General features: G+C 36.2%; 15 protein-coding genes and 2 pseudogenes. 7 read left to right on the forward strand and 10 right to left on the reverse strand.

What is annotated here, in order from left to right; translation table 11 throughout:
• Positions 1–449: 449 nt before the first annotated feature.
• A complete protein-coding gene (locus D5R40_RS35720) occupies positions 450–611 on the reverse strand; it encodes a hypothetical protein (RefSeq protein ID WP_161564704.1) in 162 nt (53 codons plus the stop codon).
• Positions 612–960: 349 nt separating this feature from the next.
• Here D5R40_RS35720 and D5R40_RS20855 point away from each other — a divergent pair, with 349 nt between their 5' ends.
• The 3 genes from D5R40_RS20855 to D5R40_RS20865 all read left to right on the forward strand — a co-directional run bounded on the left by D5R40_RS20855 (position 961) and on the right by D5R40_RS20865 (position 4,781).
• Positions 961–2,907 (forward strand): FAD-dependent oxidoreductase, encoded by a 1,947-nt coding sequence (locus D5R40_RS20855; protein ID WP_124155143.1) that lies wholly within the window; start codon positions 961–963, stop codon positions 2,905–2,907.
• Between the two features lie 419 nt (positions 2,908–3,326).
• Entirely contained in the window at positions 3,327–4,145 is an 819-nt protein-coding gene (locus D5R40_RS20860) for a hypothetical protein (RefSeq protein ID WP_124147242.1), read from the forward strand.
• Positions 4,146–4,160: 15 nt separating this feature from the next.
• Entirely contained in the window at positions 4,161–4,781 is a 621-nt protein-coding gene (locus D5R40_RS20865; RefSeq protein ID WP_124147241.1) for a lecithin retinol acyltransferase family protein, read from the forward strand.
• Positions 4,782–4,863: 82 nt separating this feature from the next.
• Here the strand turns inward: D5R40_RS20865 and rbsK are convergent, their stop codons facing one another.
• From rbsK to D5R40_RS20885, 6 genes and pseudogenes are all read right to left on the reverse strand, one after another.
• Positions 4,864–5,778: a ribokinase gene (gene rbsK / locus D5R40_RS20870; protein WP_124147240.1), complete on the reverse strand. Its 915-nt coding sequence runs from the start codon at positions 5,776–5,778 to the stop codon at positions 4,864–4,866.
• Between the two features lie 992 nt (positions 5,779–6,770).
• The gene (locus D5R40_RS34200) at positions 6,771–6,941 is read right to left on the reverse strand and encodes a hypothetical protein (RefSeq protein WP_161564703.1); all 171 of its coding nucleotides are present in this window, start codon (positions 6,939–6,941) and stop codon (positions 6,771–6,773) included.
• Positions 6,925–9,204 (reverse strand): GAF domain-containing sensor histidine kinase, encoded by a 2,280-nt coding sequence (locus D5R40_RS39895; protein WP_240039167.1) that lies wholly within the window; start codon positions 9,202–9,204, stop codon positions 6,925–6,927. The genes D5R40_RS34200 and D5R40_RS39895 overlap by 17 nt, the downstream gene beginning before the upstream one ends.
• 116 nt (positions 9,205–9,320) lie before the next feature.
• Positions 9,321–10,583, reverse strand: coding sequence for an ATP-binding protein (locus tag D5R40_RS39900; protein ID WP_240039166.1), 1,263 nt, complete (start codon positions 10,581–10,583; stop codon positions 9,321–9,323).
• A gap of 4 nt (positions 10,584–10,587) precedes the next feature.
• Positions 10,588–10,800: pseudogene (locus tag D5R40_RS20880) on the reverse strand (hypothetical protein); the annotation flags it as partial.
• Between the two features lie 78 nt (positions 10,801–10,878).
• On the reverse strand, positions 10,879–11,472 hold the full coding sequence (locus D5R40_RS20885) for a serine/threonine protein kinase (protein ID WP_124147238.1): 594 nt from the start codon (positions 11,470–11,472) through the stop codon (positions 10,879–10,881).
• A 90-nt stretch (positions 11,473–11,562) separates the two neighbouring features.
• Between D5R40_RS20885 and D5R40_RS20890 the strand changes: the two genes are divergently transcribed.
• From D5R40_RS20890 to D5R40_RS20895, 3 genes are all read left to right on the forward strand, one after another.
• Positions 11,563–12,612: an aromatic ring-hydroxylating dioxygenase subunit alpha gene (locus D5R40_RS20890; RefSeq protein ID WP_124147237.1), complete on the forward strand. Its 1,050-nt coding sequence runs from the start codon at positions 11,563–11,565 to the stop codon at positions 12,610–12,612.
• Between the two features lie 414 nt (positions 12,613–13,026).
• On the forward strand, positions 13,027–13,227 hold the full coding sequence (locus D5R40_RS35725; protein ID WP_153183429.1) for a hypothetical protein: 201 nt from the start codon (positions 13,027–13,029) through the stop codon (positions 13,225–13,227).
• A gap of 204 nt (positions 13,228–13,431) precedes the next feature.
• Positions 13,432–13,848, forward strand: coding sequence for a hypothetical protein (locus D5R40_RS20895; RefSeq protein ID WP_124147236.1), 417 nt, complete (start codon positions 13,432–13,434; stop codon positions 13,846–13,848).
• Positions 13,849–14,088: 240 nt separating this feature from the next.
• Here D5R40_RS20895 and D5R40_RS20900 read toward each other — a convergent pair whose 3' ends face one another.
• The 3 genes from D5R40_RS20900 to D5R40_RS20910 form a co-directional block, all read right to left on the reverse strand.
• Complete coding sequence (locus D5R40_RS20900; RefSeq protein ID WP_124147235.1) at positions 14,089–14,913, reverse strand: YwiC-like family protein; 825 nt, start codon at positions 14,911–14,913, stop codon at positions 14,089–14,091.
• 604 nt (positions 14,914–15,517) lie between these two features.
• The gene (locus tag D5R40_RS20905; protein ID WP_124147234.1) at positions 15,518–16,090 is read right to left on the reverse strand and encodes a calcium-binding protein; all 573 of its coding nucleotides are present in this window, start codon (positions 16,088–16,090) and stop codon (positions 15,518–15,520) included.
• 184 nt (positions 16,091–16,274) lie between these two features.
• On the reverse strand, positions 16,275–20,540 hold the full coding sequence (locus D5R40_RS20910; RefSeq protein WP_205127673.1) for a cadherin-like domain-containing protein: 4,266 nt from the start codon (positions 20,538–20,540) through the stop codon (positions 16,275–16,277).
• Between the two features lie 19 nt (positions 20,541–20,559).
• On the opposite strand from D5R40_RS20910, the pseudogene D5R40_RS37910 reads away from it, so the two are divergent.
• A pseudogene (locus D5R40_RS37910) lies at positions 20,560–20,872 on the forward strand (hypothetical protein); the annotation flags it as partial.

Genomic DNA, 20,872 nt, shown 5'->3' on the forward strand with positions numbered 1-20,872 from the left:
CCAAGTAATGCGTGAACACCCCCGTTGACGGTGGGGTATTAAACCCACAAAGAAAATGATAATTGATAATTTATGGATAATAATTAATTTGATTTTTGATTATTGGAGATGTTTAATAGAAAATCTGTATTAAGATAAAGTAATTTTGCGATTACTGTATAACCGGATTTTATATAATCCCAAAAATCCAAAAGCGTTCAGCTTAGATGTAAATATAGATTGAGGTTTTTTCTAAGAAAAAAAGCGCTGTTTTGAGTATCTTCTATCCTGGTTTTTGCTACTATTTATGCTGTTTTATCTCCTTTACTATTCCCTCCATACCTTTTTAATAGTACCTGGTTTCCACATCCCAGATCAAAACACTATATAAGTATTTATTAGAACCTGATACCAGATATATAAAAATAGAATCGAGGGTAAAAATACTAGACTTATAGATTGTTTATTTGTCAGAATTCATACCAAATCCGTTTACTACAGACCACATATTTTATTGAAAAAAGCTTGATGGCTTTTATTTGACCTATTTGTGGTTTAGCTAAAGCAGATTTGGTATCAGCCGCCAACTTGCCTGTTATGGTCATAACTAGGTTATCAGCTATCAGCTTCATTAGCTTTAATTGTATGGGTTAAAAACTCAAAACAAGTTTTTCTTGTGCTTCAATTTATGGGTGGAAAATGTAGTATAAGTTAAACGAATTTTTACTTTATTCATTCAAAAACTGAATGCTCTCGCATTCCGCACCGAAGAGCTGACTGCTAATAGCTGAATGGGAGCGCATTCCGCAGGAAATGCTTACCTTTATTTAGACCATATTCTCCAATCCTTTGTTATCCAAAAACTTGAGAAAAGCTTAAGCATTCTATATTTTGATAGGCAAAAATCATGCACTAAATTACAATGTATCGAAGCTCTAATCGGCCAAATTAAAATTTCAAACAGTAATCAATTAATTGCTGATGAATCAATTCAATAATCTCAAGTCATTACAATCAGTTTCGCGACGAACAATACTCAAATTATTTACTGTTGCTTCTGCCACTGGTCTAGTGGGTTATACTAGATTTTCCAAACCACAACCAACAGTTTTTGTACAAGATAACCTGGACTTACCACGATATTTAAACAAATCTAAAAGCGTGGTAGTAGTTGGTGGTGGATTAGCAGGATTAGCTTGTGCTTATGAACTTAGTCAGCGAGGTTTTAGGGTTACTTTGTTAGAAAAATCCCCACAACTAGGAGGAAAAATTGCTAGTTGGTCTGTTGATTTTGGGGAAGAAAAATTTATGATGGAACATGGCTTTCACGGTTTTTTTCCTCAATATTACAATCTAAAAAGTTTAGTATCAGAGTTGAATATTACGGATAATTTTAAGTCTTTAGAGTTTTATTCCATGGTGTTTAGAGAAGGGAAATATGACCCAGAAGTATTTCGCCCTAGCAGTTCTGCCTTTCCTTGGAATATTGTATATTTAGCAATTTCTTCTCCTAATAGATTCAGATGGGGAATCAATTTAGTAAAGCCTAAACATTGGGAAGTTTTTCAGGCTATTGGTGGCTTTAAAGTAGAGAATACTTATCAGCAACTTGACAATTTATCTGTAGCTGAATGGGTGGAAAAAGATTTTCCTCAAGGATTGTATGATTTATATTTTTTACCTTTTGCGAAATCAAGTCTTAATGCTCCAGATAAATTGAGCGTTGCGGAGTTAATGCAGTTTTTTCACTTCTATTTTTTTGGTAATCCAGAAGGTTTAGCTTTTAATGGTACGAAGCAAGATATGGGTACAAGTTTAGTACAACCTATTACTCAAGAAATTAAAAGTCGGGGGGGCAAAATTTTTACGGATATTGGTATTAGTAAAATTAATTGGAAACAAGGTAAAGTTGATTCTATTAGCTATCAGTTAGGAGAAGCTAAAAGTCTAATTCCCTTCTGGGTAGAACGTAATTTAGAAATCAATAAACAGGATGTTGATTATTTTGGATCGAGCGATCGGCTTTTTGCTATTAAAGCTGGTTCAGATGAGGCTATTTCTCTGACTTGTACTCATCAAGGTTGTACTGTTAAATTAGCTGAAGATGACAAATTTTACTGCCCTTGTCATGGAGCAGTTTATGACAGAAAAGGAAAAGTATTAGCAGGTCCAGCAAAACGAAATTTATCGCGCTACAAAATCACTCAAAGTCGAGAATATCGGGTGCAGTTAGTTGGGATAACAGAAAATAAATCTGAGATTGTTCCTACAGAAATTCAGGCAGATTATTATGTATTTGCTACGGATGTTCCAGGAGTTAAACACTTATTTAATTTGATGGAGGGAGATGTCAATCAACAAGTAAAAGACCGGGTGAAAAAACTGAATATAGCCGATCCATTTGCTGTCTGTCGTTTTTGGTTTGACCAAGATTTTGAGTGGAAAAATAGTAATTTTACTTCTCTATCCGGCTATCAATTAACTGATAGTATTACTCTCTATCATCGCATTCAAGAACAATTCATTAAATGGCACGAAAAAACAGGGGGTAGTGTAGTAGAGTTACACGCTTATTGTTACAAAGAAAAAGAGTTTCCTACTCAGGAAAATTTACTGACAACTTTTGAACAGGAATTGTATGAAATTGTGCCTGAATTAAAGGATGCTAATATGCTGCATCGGGAATTGGTAAATCAGAAAAATTTTTCCGGTTATCCTCCAGGTAGTTATCAAGAACGTCCAGAAACTAATAGTGGCGTTGATAATTTGATATTTGCTGGAGATTGGGTAAAAATGCCATTTCCCTGTGGTTTAATGGAAAGAGCTGTTAGTAGTGGGTTATTAGCAGCAAATGAAATTCTTTCTAGAGAGGGTTTACAAAAGCGAAAATTACTATCAGTAAACCCAGAAGGTATTCTTAAAATTTGATTTTAGGGAGTAGGAGAGGGTAGTCCTGCATAGTCAGGACTTAGGCAAATTCTTAGGCAATACGCTATCTGTAGAGAAGAATGAGCATTTACCCATACGATATCAGAAAATGGAAACCTTCCGAAATCGGAGCCAGGGAGAATGAAGTCAACTTTAGTATTTCGTTTGAAGCGAGTCGGAAAATGGAAACCTTGTAAGAGGAGCAAGTCATGGATATGTTCATTGTAGGTTCATTAGTGATATTGGGGGGGAAGTCTTGTACTTGATGCCTTTCAATATAAAAATTTATTTTTAAATCAAAGCTCAAACAATTTGATAGTTAATATTTTTTGAAAAAAAATTTTTCAATGATGTAGGTTCGGAGCTATATACGGGAGGGATGTTTTGCCAGAGATATAATAATAAAAAAAGAATACTATATGATAGAAAATGATAGAAAAAGAAAAAAGAATAACTATATGAGCAGAACAAGTTATAGTAATCAAGGCTCAGAAAAACTGAAAAAATACTGGAACTCTACAGAGACAGCAAAAAACTATGTTAATATTGCTTCTGTTTTAGCTGGATTTGCTTTTACTGCTGTTGTGCTTGTTGTACAAAGTACTATCCCAATGCCCAATAATACTTTACTGCGTGATTGGTCAAGTATAGCGTTTCTTATCGGTTTTTTTGGATGTGTGGTCTCATCATTTACTTTTTCAGTAATAGTAGGGGAAGAAGAAATTTTTCCTAGATCATTTGCTTTAATGCTGTTGGCAGGAGGGGGGTTTGCCATTTCTGGTATTTATCTATTTTGGGGTCTAGCAATACTTATCAAACTATTTCTTACTGCGGATATTGCTTCTGTTTCAAAGTGGATTTTTGGAGGAAGTTTAATTCTTATTCCTATGTATCTAATTTCAAGTGCAGCAGATATATTAATAGCCAACAAATTGTATAATAATAGACAAGAAACAATAAGTAAAAAAAAATATTTTTATCTTTTTATAGCCGGATATTTTCCAATTTTAGTTGGAATATTCTTTCAATTTATTTTATCCAGACAGCCAGTATCAAGCTTTTCTCCAATTTTTAATTTATCGATAATTTTTTCACTCGCACTTATCATTTTAGGAAATGCAATCGCATTTTGGGTATCACATAAAAATGATAGTTTTAGGCTTGATTTCATACCAATCTTATTCTGGATATTTTTACATTCCTGCATCTTTGGATTACTAACTATATTACTTCAATAAATTAGGATAATTTACATGGAAAATATACCTTTAGGTTCACACCTTATCTGCAAATCTGAGTTTTATGAACATCATGGGATATATGTTGGGAATGGCGAAGTGGTTCACTATGTGGGGTGGGGTGACAAGGTAATACATAAAAAACCAATCGCTAAAACATCTATAAATATCTTTCACGATGGAGATCCTTGCTTTATTCTTTCCCATCCATGCAAATGTGAATATTGTCAATCACAACAGAATGGAAAAGAAGTCGTAAATGGAAGAGAAGTTGTACAAAGAGCATTATCAATGTTGGGCGAAGACAAATACCATCTCGTATACAACAATTGTGAACACTTTGTAATGTGGTGTCTTTATGGTTCCAAAGCAAGCGAACAATCAGACCTAGGATGGCAATTAGTTGGTACAGCTATACTGACTGCGTATGCTGTATCACCCTTACCCCCTCCCTTTGGATTAGGAATGGGATTGCCTGCACTTGCCGCTGGTCTGTATGTGCTTGGGACTCGTGGGACACCCTTCATTAGAAAAGGTATTGCAACTTCAACCGTATTGTCGTTAGAAAAACATGATTATCATAAACTTGCTATCAATGAATCCTGTAGCTGCAAGACGCTGAAGAGAATAAATTGATCCAAATAAGTATTTGTAGGTTGGGTTGAGGTAACGAAACCCAACATATCAGGGAGTTGGGTTTCACTTCGTTCTACCCAACCTACTTTAAAAGAAAATTGTCAAATGTTTTTCTATCTGTCATAGCAGGTTGAGCGCCTGATTTCGTAACACATAAAGCACCAGCAACAGCACCCCATTTCACAGCATCTTTTAATGACAAACCTGTATCCAATGCGGCTGCTAAACCACCATTAAAAGCATCACCCGCGGCCACAGTATCGATCGCTTCTACTACAAAAGCAGGTTGAAAAAATGTTTCCTCTTCAGTTGCACAAACAACTCCCCGATCGCCTATTTTTACCACAGCATTTTTCACACCACGCTTACATAATTCAATAGCTGCCTGAGTAGCAGTTTCTCGATCGTTTACTGTAAACCCAACCAGTTGACTTGCTTCAACTTCATTAGGAGTGATAATATCAATCAAATTATAAAAATCATTGGGAAATTTTTCTGGCATTGGTGCTGGATCGAGAATAACTTTCACTCCCATTTTTTGAGCTACTTTTGCTGCACTCATAGCAAATTCTAGGGGAATTTCCAACTGTAAAAGTAAAGCTGTGGCATCCGATAGCAAATTTCTCAGGCGTTCCACATCTGTATTATTAATACTATGGTTAGCACCAGGAACAACAATAATGCTATTTTCCCCACGAGCATCCACAGCAATAACCGCTACCCCCGTATGAATATTCTGATCAACTACCACTCCTGTTGTGTCAACATTAGCAGTTTGCAAACTTGTCAGAAGTTGTTGCCCAAAACTATCATTTCCTACCCGCCCCACTATTGTTGTTGTAATGCCAAGACGAGCAGCAGCAACAGCTTGATTTGCTCCTTTACCACCACCTGCCGTCAAAAAGTTATTGCCATTAATAGTTTCTCCTGGAGTCGGTAAGCGGAGAGTCGTTGCAATCAAGTCAATGTTAATGCTGCCAAAAATAATTATGCTCATAAAGTAATATCATGTCCGGTTGAATACTTATTATTAAAATAGCAGGGGAGCGGGGGAGTGGGGAGTAGGGGAGTAGGGAAAATATAAAGATTTACTGTTTAAGCACTCTGGATAAGTTTTTTCCAGATCGCTCTTATCCGGACATGATATAAATAGCGAAACTACCCTAATCTGATCTTCTGATTTGTTACTAAATCAATGGGGAGAGGCGATCGCTAAATCCTGAGTTTATCTAAAATATGGCGTTGCTGAATTGAAGTATGAATGCGCCCAATTTTGGGGGACTTTTAGAGTTTTATTCCCCCCAATTATGGGGGGTTAAGGGGGCAAAATCATATCCAGAATCAGCAACGCCTAAAATATAATAACTAAAACGTTACAGCTTCTAAATTCTTTTAATTATGAAGAGGTAATATTAACAATATGTAGTTTAGCCAGACTAATAATAGGAGCATTGATACTAGTATTATTCATAATTTAGGTATAAAAAAAATAATAAAAAAAGTATAATTATAGTCAATAATTAACAGTAACTATCCCCGGTTAAAACACCTATCCCTTATAAGGAACTCCTGAAACCCTTGTGGGAGGGTGGGGAGTGTGAGGAGGGTGGGGGTGTGGGAAGCAAGGATTTTGTCTACAGCCCTCAAAAAAGTGTATTTTTAAATACAATTTTCTCCCAAAAAAGCCGCTCCCATACCTATACATAGCTTGTCTTTTTTGTCAAGTTTTATGTTAAGAAAGATGTTTATAAAGCTTATGTTAAAACACGGGGGCTTTCAACGTCGCTTTTCGGTAAAAAATGACTATCTTGAGGAGATGGCTATCGCTCCCCAAAAGATACTTATAGTCAGTGCTTGAGAATTTTTGGAGATGTCTAATACCATTTCTCATGCATTCTTGCTATATCTCCTTGAGAGTAGGGAGTAGGTAGTAGGGTAAAAAGAGATAAGATATCTTGGTTGAATGCCGATAATAGTCATAAATATGATTCAACCATTATTATTACTTAATAACTGAAGTTCCATGGGAAGTATAGCATTATTTTTGGGAATTGGTATAATACTTGCTTCATTAATTAAAAAGCTTTCTAACTTCTTCCTTCTTCCTTCTTCCTTCTTCCTTCTTCCTTCTTCCTTCTTTATTCTAACTATAATTACCACTAACTGGTGTAATAGGAATTTCAATTATGAACTCTGCACCTTTTCCAATTTCAGAAATACAACTCAAATTCCCCTGATGTTTTTCTACTACAATTGAATAGCTAATTGATAACCCTAAACCTGTACCAGTACCCACTGGTTTAGTAGTAAAAAATGGGTCAAAAATCTTGGATAACGTCTCAGAATTAATACCACTGCCATTATCACTAATTTTGATTTTTACTGTGTTTAACTCTGTCACTTCAGTAGAAACTGTAATAGTAGGTTTATGGTCAAATTCCTGTTGTTTATCTCGCAAAAATGCTAAAGCATCAATGGCATTACTGAATAAATTCATAAACACCTGATTCATTTGAGAAGCATAACAGATAACTTGTGGCAACTGACCATAATTTCTGACTATTTCCACTTCACGTTTATCTGACTTTTCCTTAATACGAGTATGTAAAATTAGAAATGTACTATCGATACCTTCATGGATATTTACAGGTTTCATTTCTGCTTCATCTAGACGTGAAAAGTTACGGAGAGAAATGACAATATCTCGAATACGTTCAGCACCTACGTTCATGGAATTTAAAAGTTTTTGTAAATCTTCTACGATAAATTCCAATTCGATTTCCTCAATTTCATCTTGAATTTCTTCTACAGGTTCAGGATAGTTTTCTTGGTATAAATCAATCAAATTAAGTAAATCAGAAACATATTCAGTAGCGGGAGAAAGGTTTCCATAAATAAAACCGATAGGGTTATTAATTTCGTGGGCTACTCCTGCCACTAATTGTCCTATGCTAGACATTTTTTCACTTTGAATTAATTGATATTGAGTGCGTTGTAGCTGTTGTAATGTTTGCTCTAGTCGTAGATTTTTTTCATTTAATTCTTGAGTTCTTTCTTGTACTTTCTGCTCTACAAAAGTATATAAGATTGCATTTTCTAAAGACACTGCTACTTGAGATGATAAAAGCCTTAATATTTCCAAACGTTCTGGAGTAAATGCACCTGTAATTAAGTTATTTTCCAAGTACAAAACTCCGATGAGCTTACCACCGTTAATAATCGGAGTACATAAAACTGATTTAAGTTTATTTTGAGCAACATAAGAGTCTGTTGTGAACCGATCTTCAGCAAAAGCATTGCTTAAAACAACATCTTGACGCGTTCTTTCTACATAGTTAATTATTGTTAGTGGTAAATCTTCATATTCATTAATTTTACTTTCCTGAACTACCACTTCTTCAGAATCTAATGTTGCTTCAGCTTTAGTTATTAGTTTACCTTCTGTGAGCAACAATAGAACGCCTTTTTCAGCTCCAGCATTTTCTATGAGAATTTTCATTAATTTAGATAGTAATCTATCTAATACAATCTCACTAGAAATTGCTTGAGATGCTTTAATAACTGTGGCTAAATCTAGGGATTGGCCATGGTTGGTCGTTTCACGAGAAATTGCTGTAGTTGAAGTATCAATTATGTTATTTTTAACTGTTAATATATTTTGCAATTCTGGATATTGATTCTCTAAATCTTGTAGCTTTCTAGTCGCGCCCCAATTTTGATAACCATAGTAAGCTTCTTGTAAATGAACTTTGGCATACTTAAATTTATTTTGATTTAGCCAATATTTTGCCGCTAATTCATTACCTAATGCTTCATATTGGATAAATTCATTTTTCTTTGCTGATTCTATGGCCTGATTATATAAGTCTATTGCTTCTAGATTCTTTCCAGAAATACTAGCTTTTTCTGCTTCTACTAATAAATATTTATGTTCAAAGTTTTCTTGGCAGTTATCTGCCCAAATTTTCATCTGCTGTTGATTTTTTTCTAGTTGTTGCCAATATTCTGTTTGTTTAGTTTCTGAAACGTGAGTATAAAGGGCAGCTAAGATTAGTGAATAATAAAAATTAAATTCTGTAGTAGGTACAGTACCTATAATAAATGTCAGATATTTTTTAGCTTCTAAGATGTTATGCAATGCGGAGTCTAAATCTCTATATAAATAGAGAATAAAAGACTTATTAATTAGATAGATACATAGAGAGTGAAAATTTTGATATTGTTGACAACTTTCCAAGTATTCTGTTTCGTTTATTTTGTCAATATCAAAGTCGATTTTTTTGTCTTTTAAAGAGTTTATATCCATTTTTTTTGTTTGTGCTTCCAAGTTTTCTATAATACTTTTAATTCCTGTTAAAGTATCTGTCGAAAGTTGATTTTTTGTTTTTTGAGTAAATTGTAAATAGCGAGAAACTTCTTTCAATGTTTCTGAAATTGGTCTGCCTTGGAATAATGAATTAATAGCAGTGTTATGTAGAAGATAACCAGCATATTCTAAATCCCCTGATTCTAAAGCCGCTCCATACCCTTCATTATTAATTAAATTAGATTCTTTGTGTGCTTAAACCAAAAACTTAATCCATTAGCAAATCCAGCATAAGCTTTACATTTTAAACCTAAAATTTCCCACTTATCAGTTAATTTTAGTGCCAAGAGACCAAACTGATATGCAGAGTGATAATCTCCTAAAGAACTATTGAGGATTATTCCATAGTTACAATAACAAACACATGACTCAGCAACTGAACCATATTTCAAAGAAATATTAACACCTTTCAATACAATTACTGTCCATAACTCTGGTGAAGTTAAATAAGTAGATGCCATCAAATTTGTAATTAAGGCTAAAGCTACTTTATATTTTGATTTCTCGCTTTTTGTTTCATAAATCAGACTAGCAATTTCTTGAGTGCGTAAATTTTCTTTTACTTTAGTAAATTCCCGATCAATAACTGTTTGTAAATCTGTTTCTGGAAGTTCGATTTCTAGTAATCCCAAAGCCTTCTTTGCTGCTGTAATTGCCTTTTCATACTGAGCGCGTAAAGTATATTGAACAACCAATAAATTATAAACTTCTGTTTTTTCAATAACTGATTTTGAAAGGTCTAATATTAATTTTATTAAGGCTTCACTTTCTGATAAATTACTGTTTAAATATTCTACTATTGCCCCTTCTTTATATAGAGCAAAAGTTAAATCATAGTATTTAGTCCAACAATCCCGGTCTAATAGATATACACCTGTTGTAATATATTCTTGAGCAGCTAAATAAGCTGTAGCATCTTTAGCTTTTTTACCTGCTTCTAAATTTAGTTTTGCTAGTTCAATTTTTTCTGATTTATCTGTAATTAAAGTTCTGCCTATATTCAAATTATCTACTAAATCAAAAACTCTTTCGCTGCGATATTCTAGAGGAGTATTTTCCAAGAATAAACGGCCAATTCTTAGATGTAAAGCTTGTTTTTGAGATTCATCTATCAAAGTGTAAGCTGCTTGTTGTACTCTGTCATGCAAAAATTTATAATTCAGAATTAAAAATGGATATAAATTCAATTCTAAATTTTTAGTTTCTATTTCTGAAGCAGGTAGAATTAATCCTTCCTGAATAGCAGGTAATAAATCTTGAAAAGTTGCATAAGATTCTTTTTCATAAATCAACGAAAGGGTATTCAAATCAAATTGGTTACCTAAACAAGCAACTAAGCTTAAAACCTTCTGAGTTAAGGTCGGTAATTTTTCCAGTTTTCCAATCATTAAATCCACTACATTATCAGTAATCTCAAGTGCTGTGATTTGTTCCATATTCCACATTTGATATTATCTGTGGTACTTCTGGATTAATTTCATGGGGTGGTTTTGATTGTTTAGCAATGTGGGCATGAACTAATTCCATCACATCAGTGTTAGTAAAAGGAAGTTGCTGAGTTAATAGTTCATAAAAAGTAACACCTAGAGAATAAAAATCTGTACGATAATCCAGAGAACAATTCATTCTACCTGTTTGTTCTGGAGATATATAGAACCCCTAACCGTATCTTTTATTGAAATACAAAAGCTTCAGGAAAACCGTTTTAAGGAGCCTAACAACTATAAGGGTTCAGGAGACCGAAAAATTATGAAAAATGACTGCCAGAATCATAAAACCCAGATGAGTATTGAACTTGTAACTTCTTAAATAGATACGGTTAGGGGTTCTATAAGGAAGAGTACCTTCTAAAATATTTGGATTTTTGAGTTTATAACTGTCACGAGTTAATACAGAAGATATATTAAAATCTATAATTTTTAATTCCCTGGTCGTAAAGTTAACAATTATATTAGATGGATTAATATCTTTGTGAATAATCTTAGCACTATGAATTTCACCTAAACTTTCAGCAATTTTAATCGCTAAATTCAAAAAGCCCAATATAGTAATTTTTTGTGATGTAATTAATGTTTTGAGATATTCACCGCCAAAATATTCTAAAATCATCACTAGAGTATTATTATACTTTTCTAATCCATAAACTTTAATCACTCCAGAAAAATTAAAATAACTAAGAATTTCATACTCTTTTCGATAACGATTATTCTCAGCTTCAGAAGGAAAATCTCCTTTGCTAAATTTAAGTACAACAGGTTGATTATTCTCCTCATACCTACCTCGATAAACTACTGAATTATTACCTTCATAAATTTTGGCAAGAATTTGTTAACCTGAAATATTAATCATTGTGAAATTTTCCTACAAAACTACTCCGATTTATTTATTAATTCTTAAATATTATCTCTAAACCCTATGTCTTCTTCTCAAATAACTTTTTTCCATGATATCCGTAACTTAGGAATTAATCACAATCACTGGTATGCTGTTGCCCGCAGTGTAGAGGTAAAATGTCAGCCTTTCAGTATTACCCTTTGGCATCAATCAATTGTCCTTTATCGGGACTCAGAGGGAAAAGTCCATGCTCTGGAAGACCTTTGTCCTCATCGTTTTGTCAAACTTAGTTCTGGTCGCGCGATCGCCGATGAATTAGAATGTGCTTATCATGGATGGCGCTTTAAGTCAAGTGGCAAATGTTCTTATGTACCTTATTTAGCAAGTAATCAAAAATTGCCTAGCTGTCAAATTAGAACTTTTCCAGTACAAGAGTTAAATGGTTTTATTTGGCTATTTCCTGGAGATAAATCAAAGATAAATTTAGTTTCTCCTTTAGAAATACCTGAGTGGGAACACCTCAACTATATAGCCACCATCTCAGTTATAAAATGTCGAGCCCACTATTCTTATTTAGTGGAAAATTTGATGGATATGTACCACGGACATTTACATCAAAACTGGCAAGCATGGGCAGCAGCAAAATTAATAGATTTATCTGAAAATGACGATCGAGTAGATGCTTATTATCAGGCTCAAAGTTATTACAAAATCGACAAAATTTGGTCTATCTCTCAATTATTATTTCCTAGTTTGCGACAACTCCATCCCGAACCATTAAATGTTAGTTATATCTATCCAAATTGGGTTTCTAACCTGGGCAAAGATTTTAAAATTTATTGTCTTTTATTACCTATTAATGAAAAACAAACCCAAGCTTATCTGATTCATTTTACATCACTTCATGCCTTTTGGCGTTTACATAAACTACCAGAATGGTTTAGAAGATTTGTGAAAAATAGTTTATTTGGTTCAGCTCAAAAACTACTTGATGGATTAGTGCAGCAAGATGTAGAGATGATTGAAGAAGAACAGCAAGCTTATCTGAAAAATCCCCAGCAACGTAGCTATGAGTTAAATAAAGCTTTGGTAAGTACACAAAGATTAATTAAAAAACAAGCGCTCCAATGAATCATAAATATATGCTGAAAATAATAGAAGATCTGTTGAACAGCCGATAAGATACTTATCAAGGAATAAAACTTATCATACATAAGTTATAACCGTATTTAGTGTGAGGTCAAAAGTCCCTGAGTTAAATCAGGTCAAGAAAGAAAAATTGCTCCTTAATGAATCTGGAGGATTCCAAAATGGAGTATAACTTTTGAGGAATTATCAAGAGTTATTCTTCAGGGAGCAGCTATATAACTAATGGAAATTAGCCTGATCAAAAAGCGATTTTGACAGCAAGCGTATTTCGATCAGGGTGATGAAAAAGAGCAAAGTATTTTTGCCGAGGCAAATTGATACCTGATGAGACTTTAAGGGGTGCAATGATTAATTTAGTAACCTTTTTTCCTCAATATAGTATTAGTTGGCCAGATAATGGAAAAAATATGGAGCAGTAACTTTAGGTACTCAGAATGGTCAAACACAAAAAAAATCTGTAATCAAGTACAGGATGGAACAAGTCAGCGCAATAAATTTGGTATCTATACCAATATGTTTGAGCATAAGGGGGGTAATTTGACTGCTCCTACTGGGAAGATAAGTCCAGTGACAGCAAATAGAGGTCAAGCAGAATAATAATCCTATTCCTTTGCAAAACCAGTAATTAGAATCCCGTGTACTGAAGTTGCGGGAGAAGTCAAAACAGCCAATATAGCAGAAGCAAGAAGCAAGAAGGAAGAAAGAAAAATCTGGCGTTGTCTGAGTTTTAAGCTTTTGATATGTCCGCGCCCTTTCCTTCGACTGCTATATCTCTCACATTATGGATGGAGCTAGTTCAACATGGGTAATACCATTGGCATAATGTTTGGGTTTTTAGGTGGAACAATTTTCGCCAGTGAGGGGGGATACAAAGTCTTACAACACCCTAACCCAAACCGAGAATATCAAAGACTTTCGGAAGCTAAATGGTTTTTGGCCTTGAGGTGGTGCGAACAATTTCCAGCTCCTGCTGGTATCCTTAACTTCCAAGGTCAATTTTCTTTTTATAATCAAGCAGCATTAAGAATTGGAGAACACAATTTTTTACCTCTAGAGTATAGGCAAGAAATTTTTAATCAATGTTTATCCTTGCCAGCAGGTACAACAAAAACTTACTCAATTTTTGCCCCTGATGGTAGTTATTTTAGCTCTTTTGAGGTGATGGGAATTGATATCGATCCTAGATATGGTAGGATTGCTATTGTCAATTCACTCTAATTTTTTCAATCAAAAAAATTAGTAGTCCTAAAATAGTAAGGATAAAGGATATTAGAATTATTCCGTGACTAGGCGTGTTTCCTATTATAGCACTACAAAAAAGTGTTAGGACATTGATAAAATTAAAATTCTTTACCTACAAAGTTTTGACTTGAGCTGATAACACAGTTCCTCCGTCAGGAGGATAGCTGAATGCTTAAAGCTATACTTATCATTAACTTCTTTACCACTACCAAAAAATTAAGCATTAGGTAGGTGAGCAGGAAGAACGCTTATGGCAGCAATAGCAATGTAGATAAGGGCGAAACGGGTTTCAAATATTGCGACAAAATAAAATTTTGTTGTGCGATACCAATCTAATCTAAAGGCGATCGCTACTAACTTGACTAAGGCCACAGTATAGGATAGAGCTGTGGCTATATTTAAGCAGTTGAAGTAGTAAAGACTCAGTATAATTAGGATTGCAGTTCCATGGTATATCATTCCAGGTACAGGAGAACTGGTTTTCTTTTTTCGCAACTTGAGTGTAAATATAGCACTGCTGAAAAATAAAGTATTCAAGATCCACATTGCCATAGCAGCTAAAGAAATATGGCCTGTCGTAGCTATATATGCTAAAGGTGCTGATAGACAGATAGCTGTAAATCCAATGAATTCATTTAGTATAGATTTTTGTTTTTGCTTTAGCACTGCAATACTATCCGCAACTAAAGCTGCTATTGCCATGGCATAGATCCATAGCAAACATGGAGATTGAAAATATAGCCATGCAGCGATCGCCATCGCAATACCTCCATATACCCCACCCCAGATGAGAAAGCGGGGTTTCCAACTACTTCGCTGTTTTATTTGCACGACTAAGGGATGTTCTGCTTGCAAGGCGAAAAAAGCACAGATCAAAGCTAAAGTTGTTGAGTTTGTCCATTCCTGAGCTAAAGCTGCCCCTGTGATAAAGGAGCCACCCAATACTAGCAAAATTCCTTGCTCTGGAGAAAACGTCGGTCTATACCAAGTTTGTAGGTTGGAACGATTTTTATTAGAGGTAGTTGTTGATAACTCAACCATGATTAAACTCCTTAAAGAAGGCGATCGGTTTTGGACGTTAGGTATGATATCAAGTTCGGATTAGCGGTCTTACTGTAGGTTGGGCGAAATGTATCTCACAACCAAAAAAAATAGACATCTGTTGGATTTTCTTCTTAATCCTGCCCATAAGCTGCGAAGGGGTGGAGAAACTACAAATTGGTATTGGCCTTCTCCCTGGACAAACAATTCTTCAACCCTACCTACAAAGTTTACATTGACACTAATCTTTATTAATAGTTTCTTGATAATTATTCTTAATTATTTCACAAATCACACCTGATTTTTAAGTATTTATTTATACAAAATATTGAAATAGTTAGTACATTAGGGGATTTGTCAATAAAAACTCAAACTTTTATGGTCAGGACTTAAAAAGAGGGCAGTAGGCGAGATAGGTAATTATACTTCATAGAGCTAGTTATGGACTTTTGCATTGAACTAACTAATAAATAATTTAATTGATAATTAGATGCAATTATTTTGGCATAACCTAAAAAGCGATCGCCTCTCAAATCAAAGGGGCGATCGCTTTAATAATCAATTTAACAATCAGTTAGACGTTGCAAAAGAGCGCTAATCTCAACTAGATAGTAGCAAAATCATTAGCATCAATAGCTGTAGGAGCAATACCAAACAAAGTTGCTAAATCTTGTGATGTTGCAGTCTCCTGCAGAATAGTATTACCACCACTAGCAACTACAGTTAAGTCACTGAAAGTCAGACCATCTAACAAGAAGTTATCTGTACCATCTTGGTAATCCAAAATATCGTCACTGCCATCACCAGAGCGCAATATGAAACTGTCAGCACCATTACCACCAGTGAGAAGATCGGAACCTAAACCACCATCAAGAGTGTCGTTATTGCCACCACCTTCTAAGTTATCGTCACCATTACCACCTATGAGTTCGTCTCGACCTCCATTACCTTCTAAGTTATCGTCACCATTACCACCTATGAGGAGGTCTTGACCTCCACCACCTCGGAGGATATCATTTTCAGCTTCACCCATGAGAGTATCATTACCTGCATTACCCTCTAAGATATCATCACCAGTACCACCGAGTAATTCATCTGCCCCACCACGACCACTGATACTATCTGCTCCACCCAAACCTTGGATTAGGTTATCCTGAGCATTACCCTGAATCGGAATATCATCATTTCCTGGGAGGGGTTAGGGATGGGTTCCCTGTTGCCAGATGAGCTGTTGCCTGTTGCCTGCGCACAGCGCTATATTTGCGTAGTCCTATATAAAAAATAGGTTGCTGAGTTCTCAACAACCTATCTAGTAAGAGATACAAAATTATTAGTGACTGATACTTAATAGCAACTGGATATTAGATAATAGTAAAGTCGTCATTTATATCCAGGGCAACAACCCCACTAACATCTTCTAATTCTGCCAAAATTTGTGAATCATCACCAACCGTATTATCGCCATTAGCATCATAAATGAGGTAAGTTTTACCTTCAACTTCGTAGGCAAATAAACCAGGGTTTCCAGCTATTAACACATTTCCAGAAATATTGGTAGTTTGTACATCGGTAGCAATATTATCAACAGCAGGAATAACTGTGCTAGAAAATGCAATAGTATCCCCACCGACGACACCTAAGTCCTCAAAACCAGTAATGCGGTCGTACAAACCAGCACTAATGGCAGTACCAATAGAAGCAGCATCCGCAGCATTAAACTTCGCACCACCGTCATCAGCACTGGTATAAACAAAAGTGTTATTGCCATTATCATCAGAGAGGGTATCCGCTCCCAGACCACCAATAAAGATATCATCATCGTCACCTCCATCTATGGAGTCGTTACCGTCACCACCGACTAAACTGTCGTTTTCATCATCTCCTGCTAAAGTGTCGTTACCTGCTAAACCTTCCAGAGTATCGTCGCCTCCGCTACCATCAAAATTATCATTAAACTCACCACCCACCAAGAAGTCAGGATCATTACTAACATCCAGAATATTTACCGTAGCAGTAGCAGTAGCTTCGTCGAGACCATCCGTAATGGTGTATTGAAAGAGGTCGGTACCAGTGCCAAACACTGCTGTGTATTGAACTTGAGTACCCAAGTTATTTAAGATACCCAAAGGCTCATCATTGCTAAGAGTTGTAATTGACAAAGGATCTGGGCCATCAATATCGCTGTCATTTCCCAACACATCAATTGTTATCACATTCCCCAAATTGGTAAATACTGGTCCGTCATCAATGGCAATGGGCAGGTCATTTACTGGGGTGACATCAATATTAATAACTTGGGTAGAGGAACTATTTTCGTCATTGCCATCATCAACGGTGTAACTGAAAGTGCCAGCAGCTCCATTAGCGTTAGCAACTGGAACAAATGTTAATGATGTTAGTTGGTCTGTGGTTAACTGTTGACCAATAGTTACCGCAGTTACCGGAGTATCATTTGACAATAGTACTTGCCCAATTTCTGGGTCAGGAATACTGTCAACAGTAATAGTTAACGCATCACCATCGGGGTCAGTTGGTGCTGGAATGTCTAAGGTCGCATTATTATCTTCCTCCAAGGTGACAGTTTTATCAGCTTCTACTTCTGGAGGTCGGTTAGCTTCGACTATATTAATATTTAACAATCCACTGGTAGTACCGCTGTCTTGGTCTGTAACCAGGAAGTTGAAACTGTCAGTGCCAATACCGGCAGTAGTAGTTGCATAACTAATTTCTCCATTATCGAGATTTTCCTGAGTGAATTTACTTCCTACTGCTAAAGTTTCTCCTCCCTGTTGTAATTCCCCTAAAGTCGGCACTTCAGTCAGGGTATATTGTAGAGAAGCAGGAGTGGCAGTTTCTACATCAGGGTCAATAAATTGGAGATTTTCTGTAGGAATGACCTTACTTTGACCAATAAATGCACTTAGGTCAGTCGTAGTACCGACAGGTGGATCGTTGACCCGAATATTAAAGGTATCTGTCACTTTACCGCCATCAACATCAATGACTTGGAAACTAAAGGAGTCATCATTTGTATCAGTAGCTGTGTGTTGGTAGATAACTACGCCACTATTGATATTTTCTTGAGTGAAAGTATTGGTGGGGTTATCCTCCAGTTGTAATATTCCTGCTGCTGCTTCAGTGGTAACTGTATAAGTAAAAGCATTTGTACCATTATCCCCATCCGTTGTCTGCAATAAATTCTGACTGATGCTTCCTGTCCCCCCAAGGTTGACAACCAGTTCACTGTTTTTAGTAATTTCGGGGATGTCGTTGACCAAGATATTAGCAGTACCAACACCTTCACTAAAGGCATTTGTGCCACCTATGGTTGAGATATCGGTTAGTTCGCTAGTATTACTGCTGCCGTCGGTGGTATCCCAACCACGGAATTGAATAGTGGCATCGCCGAAAAAGTCGGTATTGGGAACAAAACGTAGGCGTTCACTTGTTGTAGCTGTCAGTAATGTCGTATTGCTATTACTCACGTCTACCCAGTTTGTACCATCATCTACGGAATATTGCCACAGACCATTACTATTATCTATTTGAGTAATAGCTATTCCGCTACTCGCTCCTCCATCAGCATCTGTAACTGCACCAGCGATAATATCTGCGACGGGAGTGCCAGTATTATTTACTTCATTTTCATTGATAGTTGTCAGAGCTAAATTTCCTAGGTCTGTTAGTACTGGTGCATCGTTTAATGCTTCTACTTGTACGGATATAGTACCTGTTTGAGTCGCAGTAGCATCGTTAGCTGTTTCTGTTGCTGTAGCTGTAACTGTTAAGTCAAAACTAAAGGTTGTTCCGGTCTCTCGGTCTCCAGGAGGGGAGATAGTTAAATTGGTTAATTCCTCTGGGGTCAAAACCCAACTACCATCACCTTGGTCTGTTCCTGCGGAAAGAGTTGCTCCTGCTGGCACTCCACTAATAGTAATAGACAGATTTTCTGAACCGCTAGTATCTACTAAACTAGCAGCTATACCCAGAGGTAGCTCTTCTATATCTGTTCCTGATACATTTGGTGTAGATATTTCCAGGTTAGGAGTATCGGCAACGGGAGTAACATTAATGTTGACTGTTGCTGTATCTGTGAACCCTTGAGTATCCGTAATAGTATATGTGAAACTCTCCTCCCCACTAAAATTCTCATTAGGCGTATAGATGAAACTCTCTGTTGTTTCTGCTAAAGTGCCATTTTTAATATTATCGGCAGCAAACTCAGTAATTGTAATTTGCTCACCATCAGCTTCGGAATCATTTGCCAATAATTCTGACTTATTAATAGTTATTGCCGTATCTTCGTTAGTCTCAAATACATCATCACCAGCTATGGGAGAGGTATCACCGGGATTAATATTAATATTTAGTAACCCACTGGTCGTACCCCCGTCTTGGTCAGTCACAACATAACTAAATGTATCTGTTCCAGGTTCATCTCCTGTATGTTGGTAAGAGAGACTGCCTTGGTCAATATCCTCTTGAGTGAAAGTATCCGTTACTTCCAGAATCGCCTTTCCTAGTTGTAGTTTTCCACTGGTTGGTAATTCTGTAACTTCATAAATTAGAGTTTCTGCAACAGCATCAGTATCAGGATCTTCTGCCAGTAGATTTTTATTAGTAATTTCTTCCTGGGTATCTTCATCGAGACTTAAATTTTTGCTCGTAATATTTGGCGGGACATTAACTCTGATTTCAAATGTGTCTGTGGTTTCACCTCCTACCTGGTCTGAAACACTGAAACTAAAAGAATCATTTTTAGTATCATTATTATCGTGTTCATAAGTAAGTAACCCTTGGTCAATATCCTCCTGAGTAAAACTGGTAAAGCTTCCTCCATCAACTAGCAAATTACCACGAGTAGGCAATTCTGTAACTGTATAAATTAAGGAAGTTTTACTATCATCGGTTGTTTCTAGGAGAGTATTATCTATTATTCCAGTCTCTTGTGTATTGACCACTAATTCAGTATTCGTTCCCACCAATGGTAAATCATTAATACTGAGATTAATTAAAGCAGTATCAGTTTGAGGTTCGCCTAAACCTGTGTTGCCTTGGTCATTTACCGAGATGCTGATAGAATCACTACCTGAGTTATTACCTGTATATGTCAGGGTGTTGAGAGACTGGTTGATATTTTCTAAACTTCCGGTAAATACTATTTCCGCATCTGCTTGACCATCACCAGTTGTAAAGGTGAGACCAGAGGTAGAATTAAGGGTGAGGTTACCGTCATTAGTAGTTTCTAGGGTAACTTCTAATTCTCCGTCTCCAGCATCGGGGTCTGTTACCTCAATACCAACAATATCTAATTGTTCCCCTTCATTAACCAGTTGTTGGTCGTCAGGAATTGTAATTTCTGGTGGGTCGTTGACATTGAGCAGGGCGATCGTAAATGACTTAGTTAAGTTTTCTCCAGCATTGTCAAATGTTCTGACTTGGATGTCATAGGTCTCTTGTTCCTCAAAATCAAGATTTGTTCCCTCTGCTACAACTAGCTGGTCTTCGTTGAGAGCAAAGCGTCCATCAGCATCATCAACTAATCTATATTCATGGACATCACTTTCATCTGGGTCTTCTGTGGTAAATGTACCAATAACTGTACCTGCTTCACTATTTTCTTCCACACTATCGTTATCTAACAGAATGTCAGTGGGAGGATCGTTGAGAGAAGGTGGCGTTACTTCACCTGGATCTGGAGGGGTTGGTGATGGTGTTGAGTCTGGCGAGTCTGTTGGGGTTGGTGATGGTGTTGAGTCTGGAGAATCTGTTGGGGTTGGGGTTGGTGATGGGTCTGGCGAGTCTGTTGGTGTTGGTGTTGGTGTTGGTGTAGCTGTAGGAAAAGGAGTTTCTGGAGTAGGGAAGAAATTACCAGAATTAAGAGTGCCACTATCAACACCAACAGACTCGCCAGACCCATCACCAACCCCAACGGACTCGCCAGACCCATCACCAACCC

The organism is Okeania hirsuta, from assembly GCF_003838195.1.
Lineage (GTDB): Bacteria > Cyanobacteriota > Cyanobacteriia > Cyanobacteriales > Microcoleaceae > Okeania > Okeania hirsuta.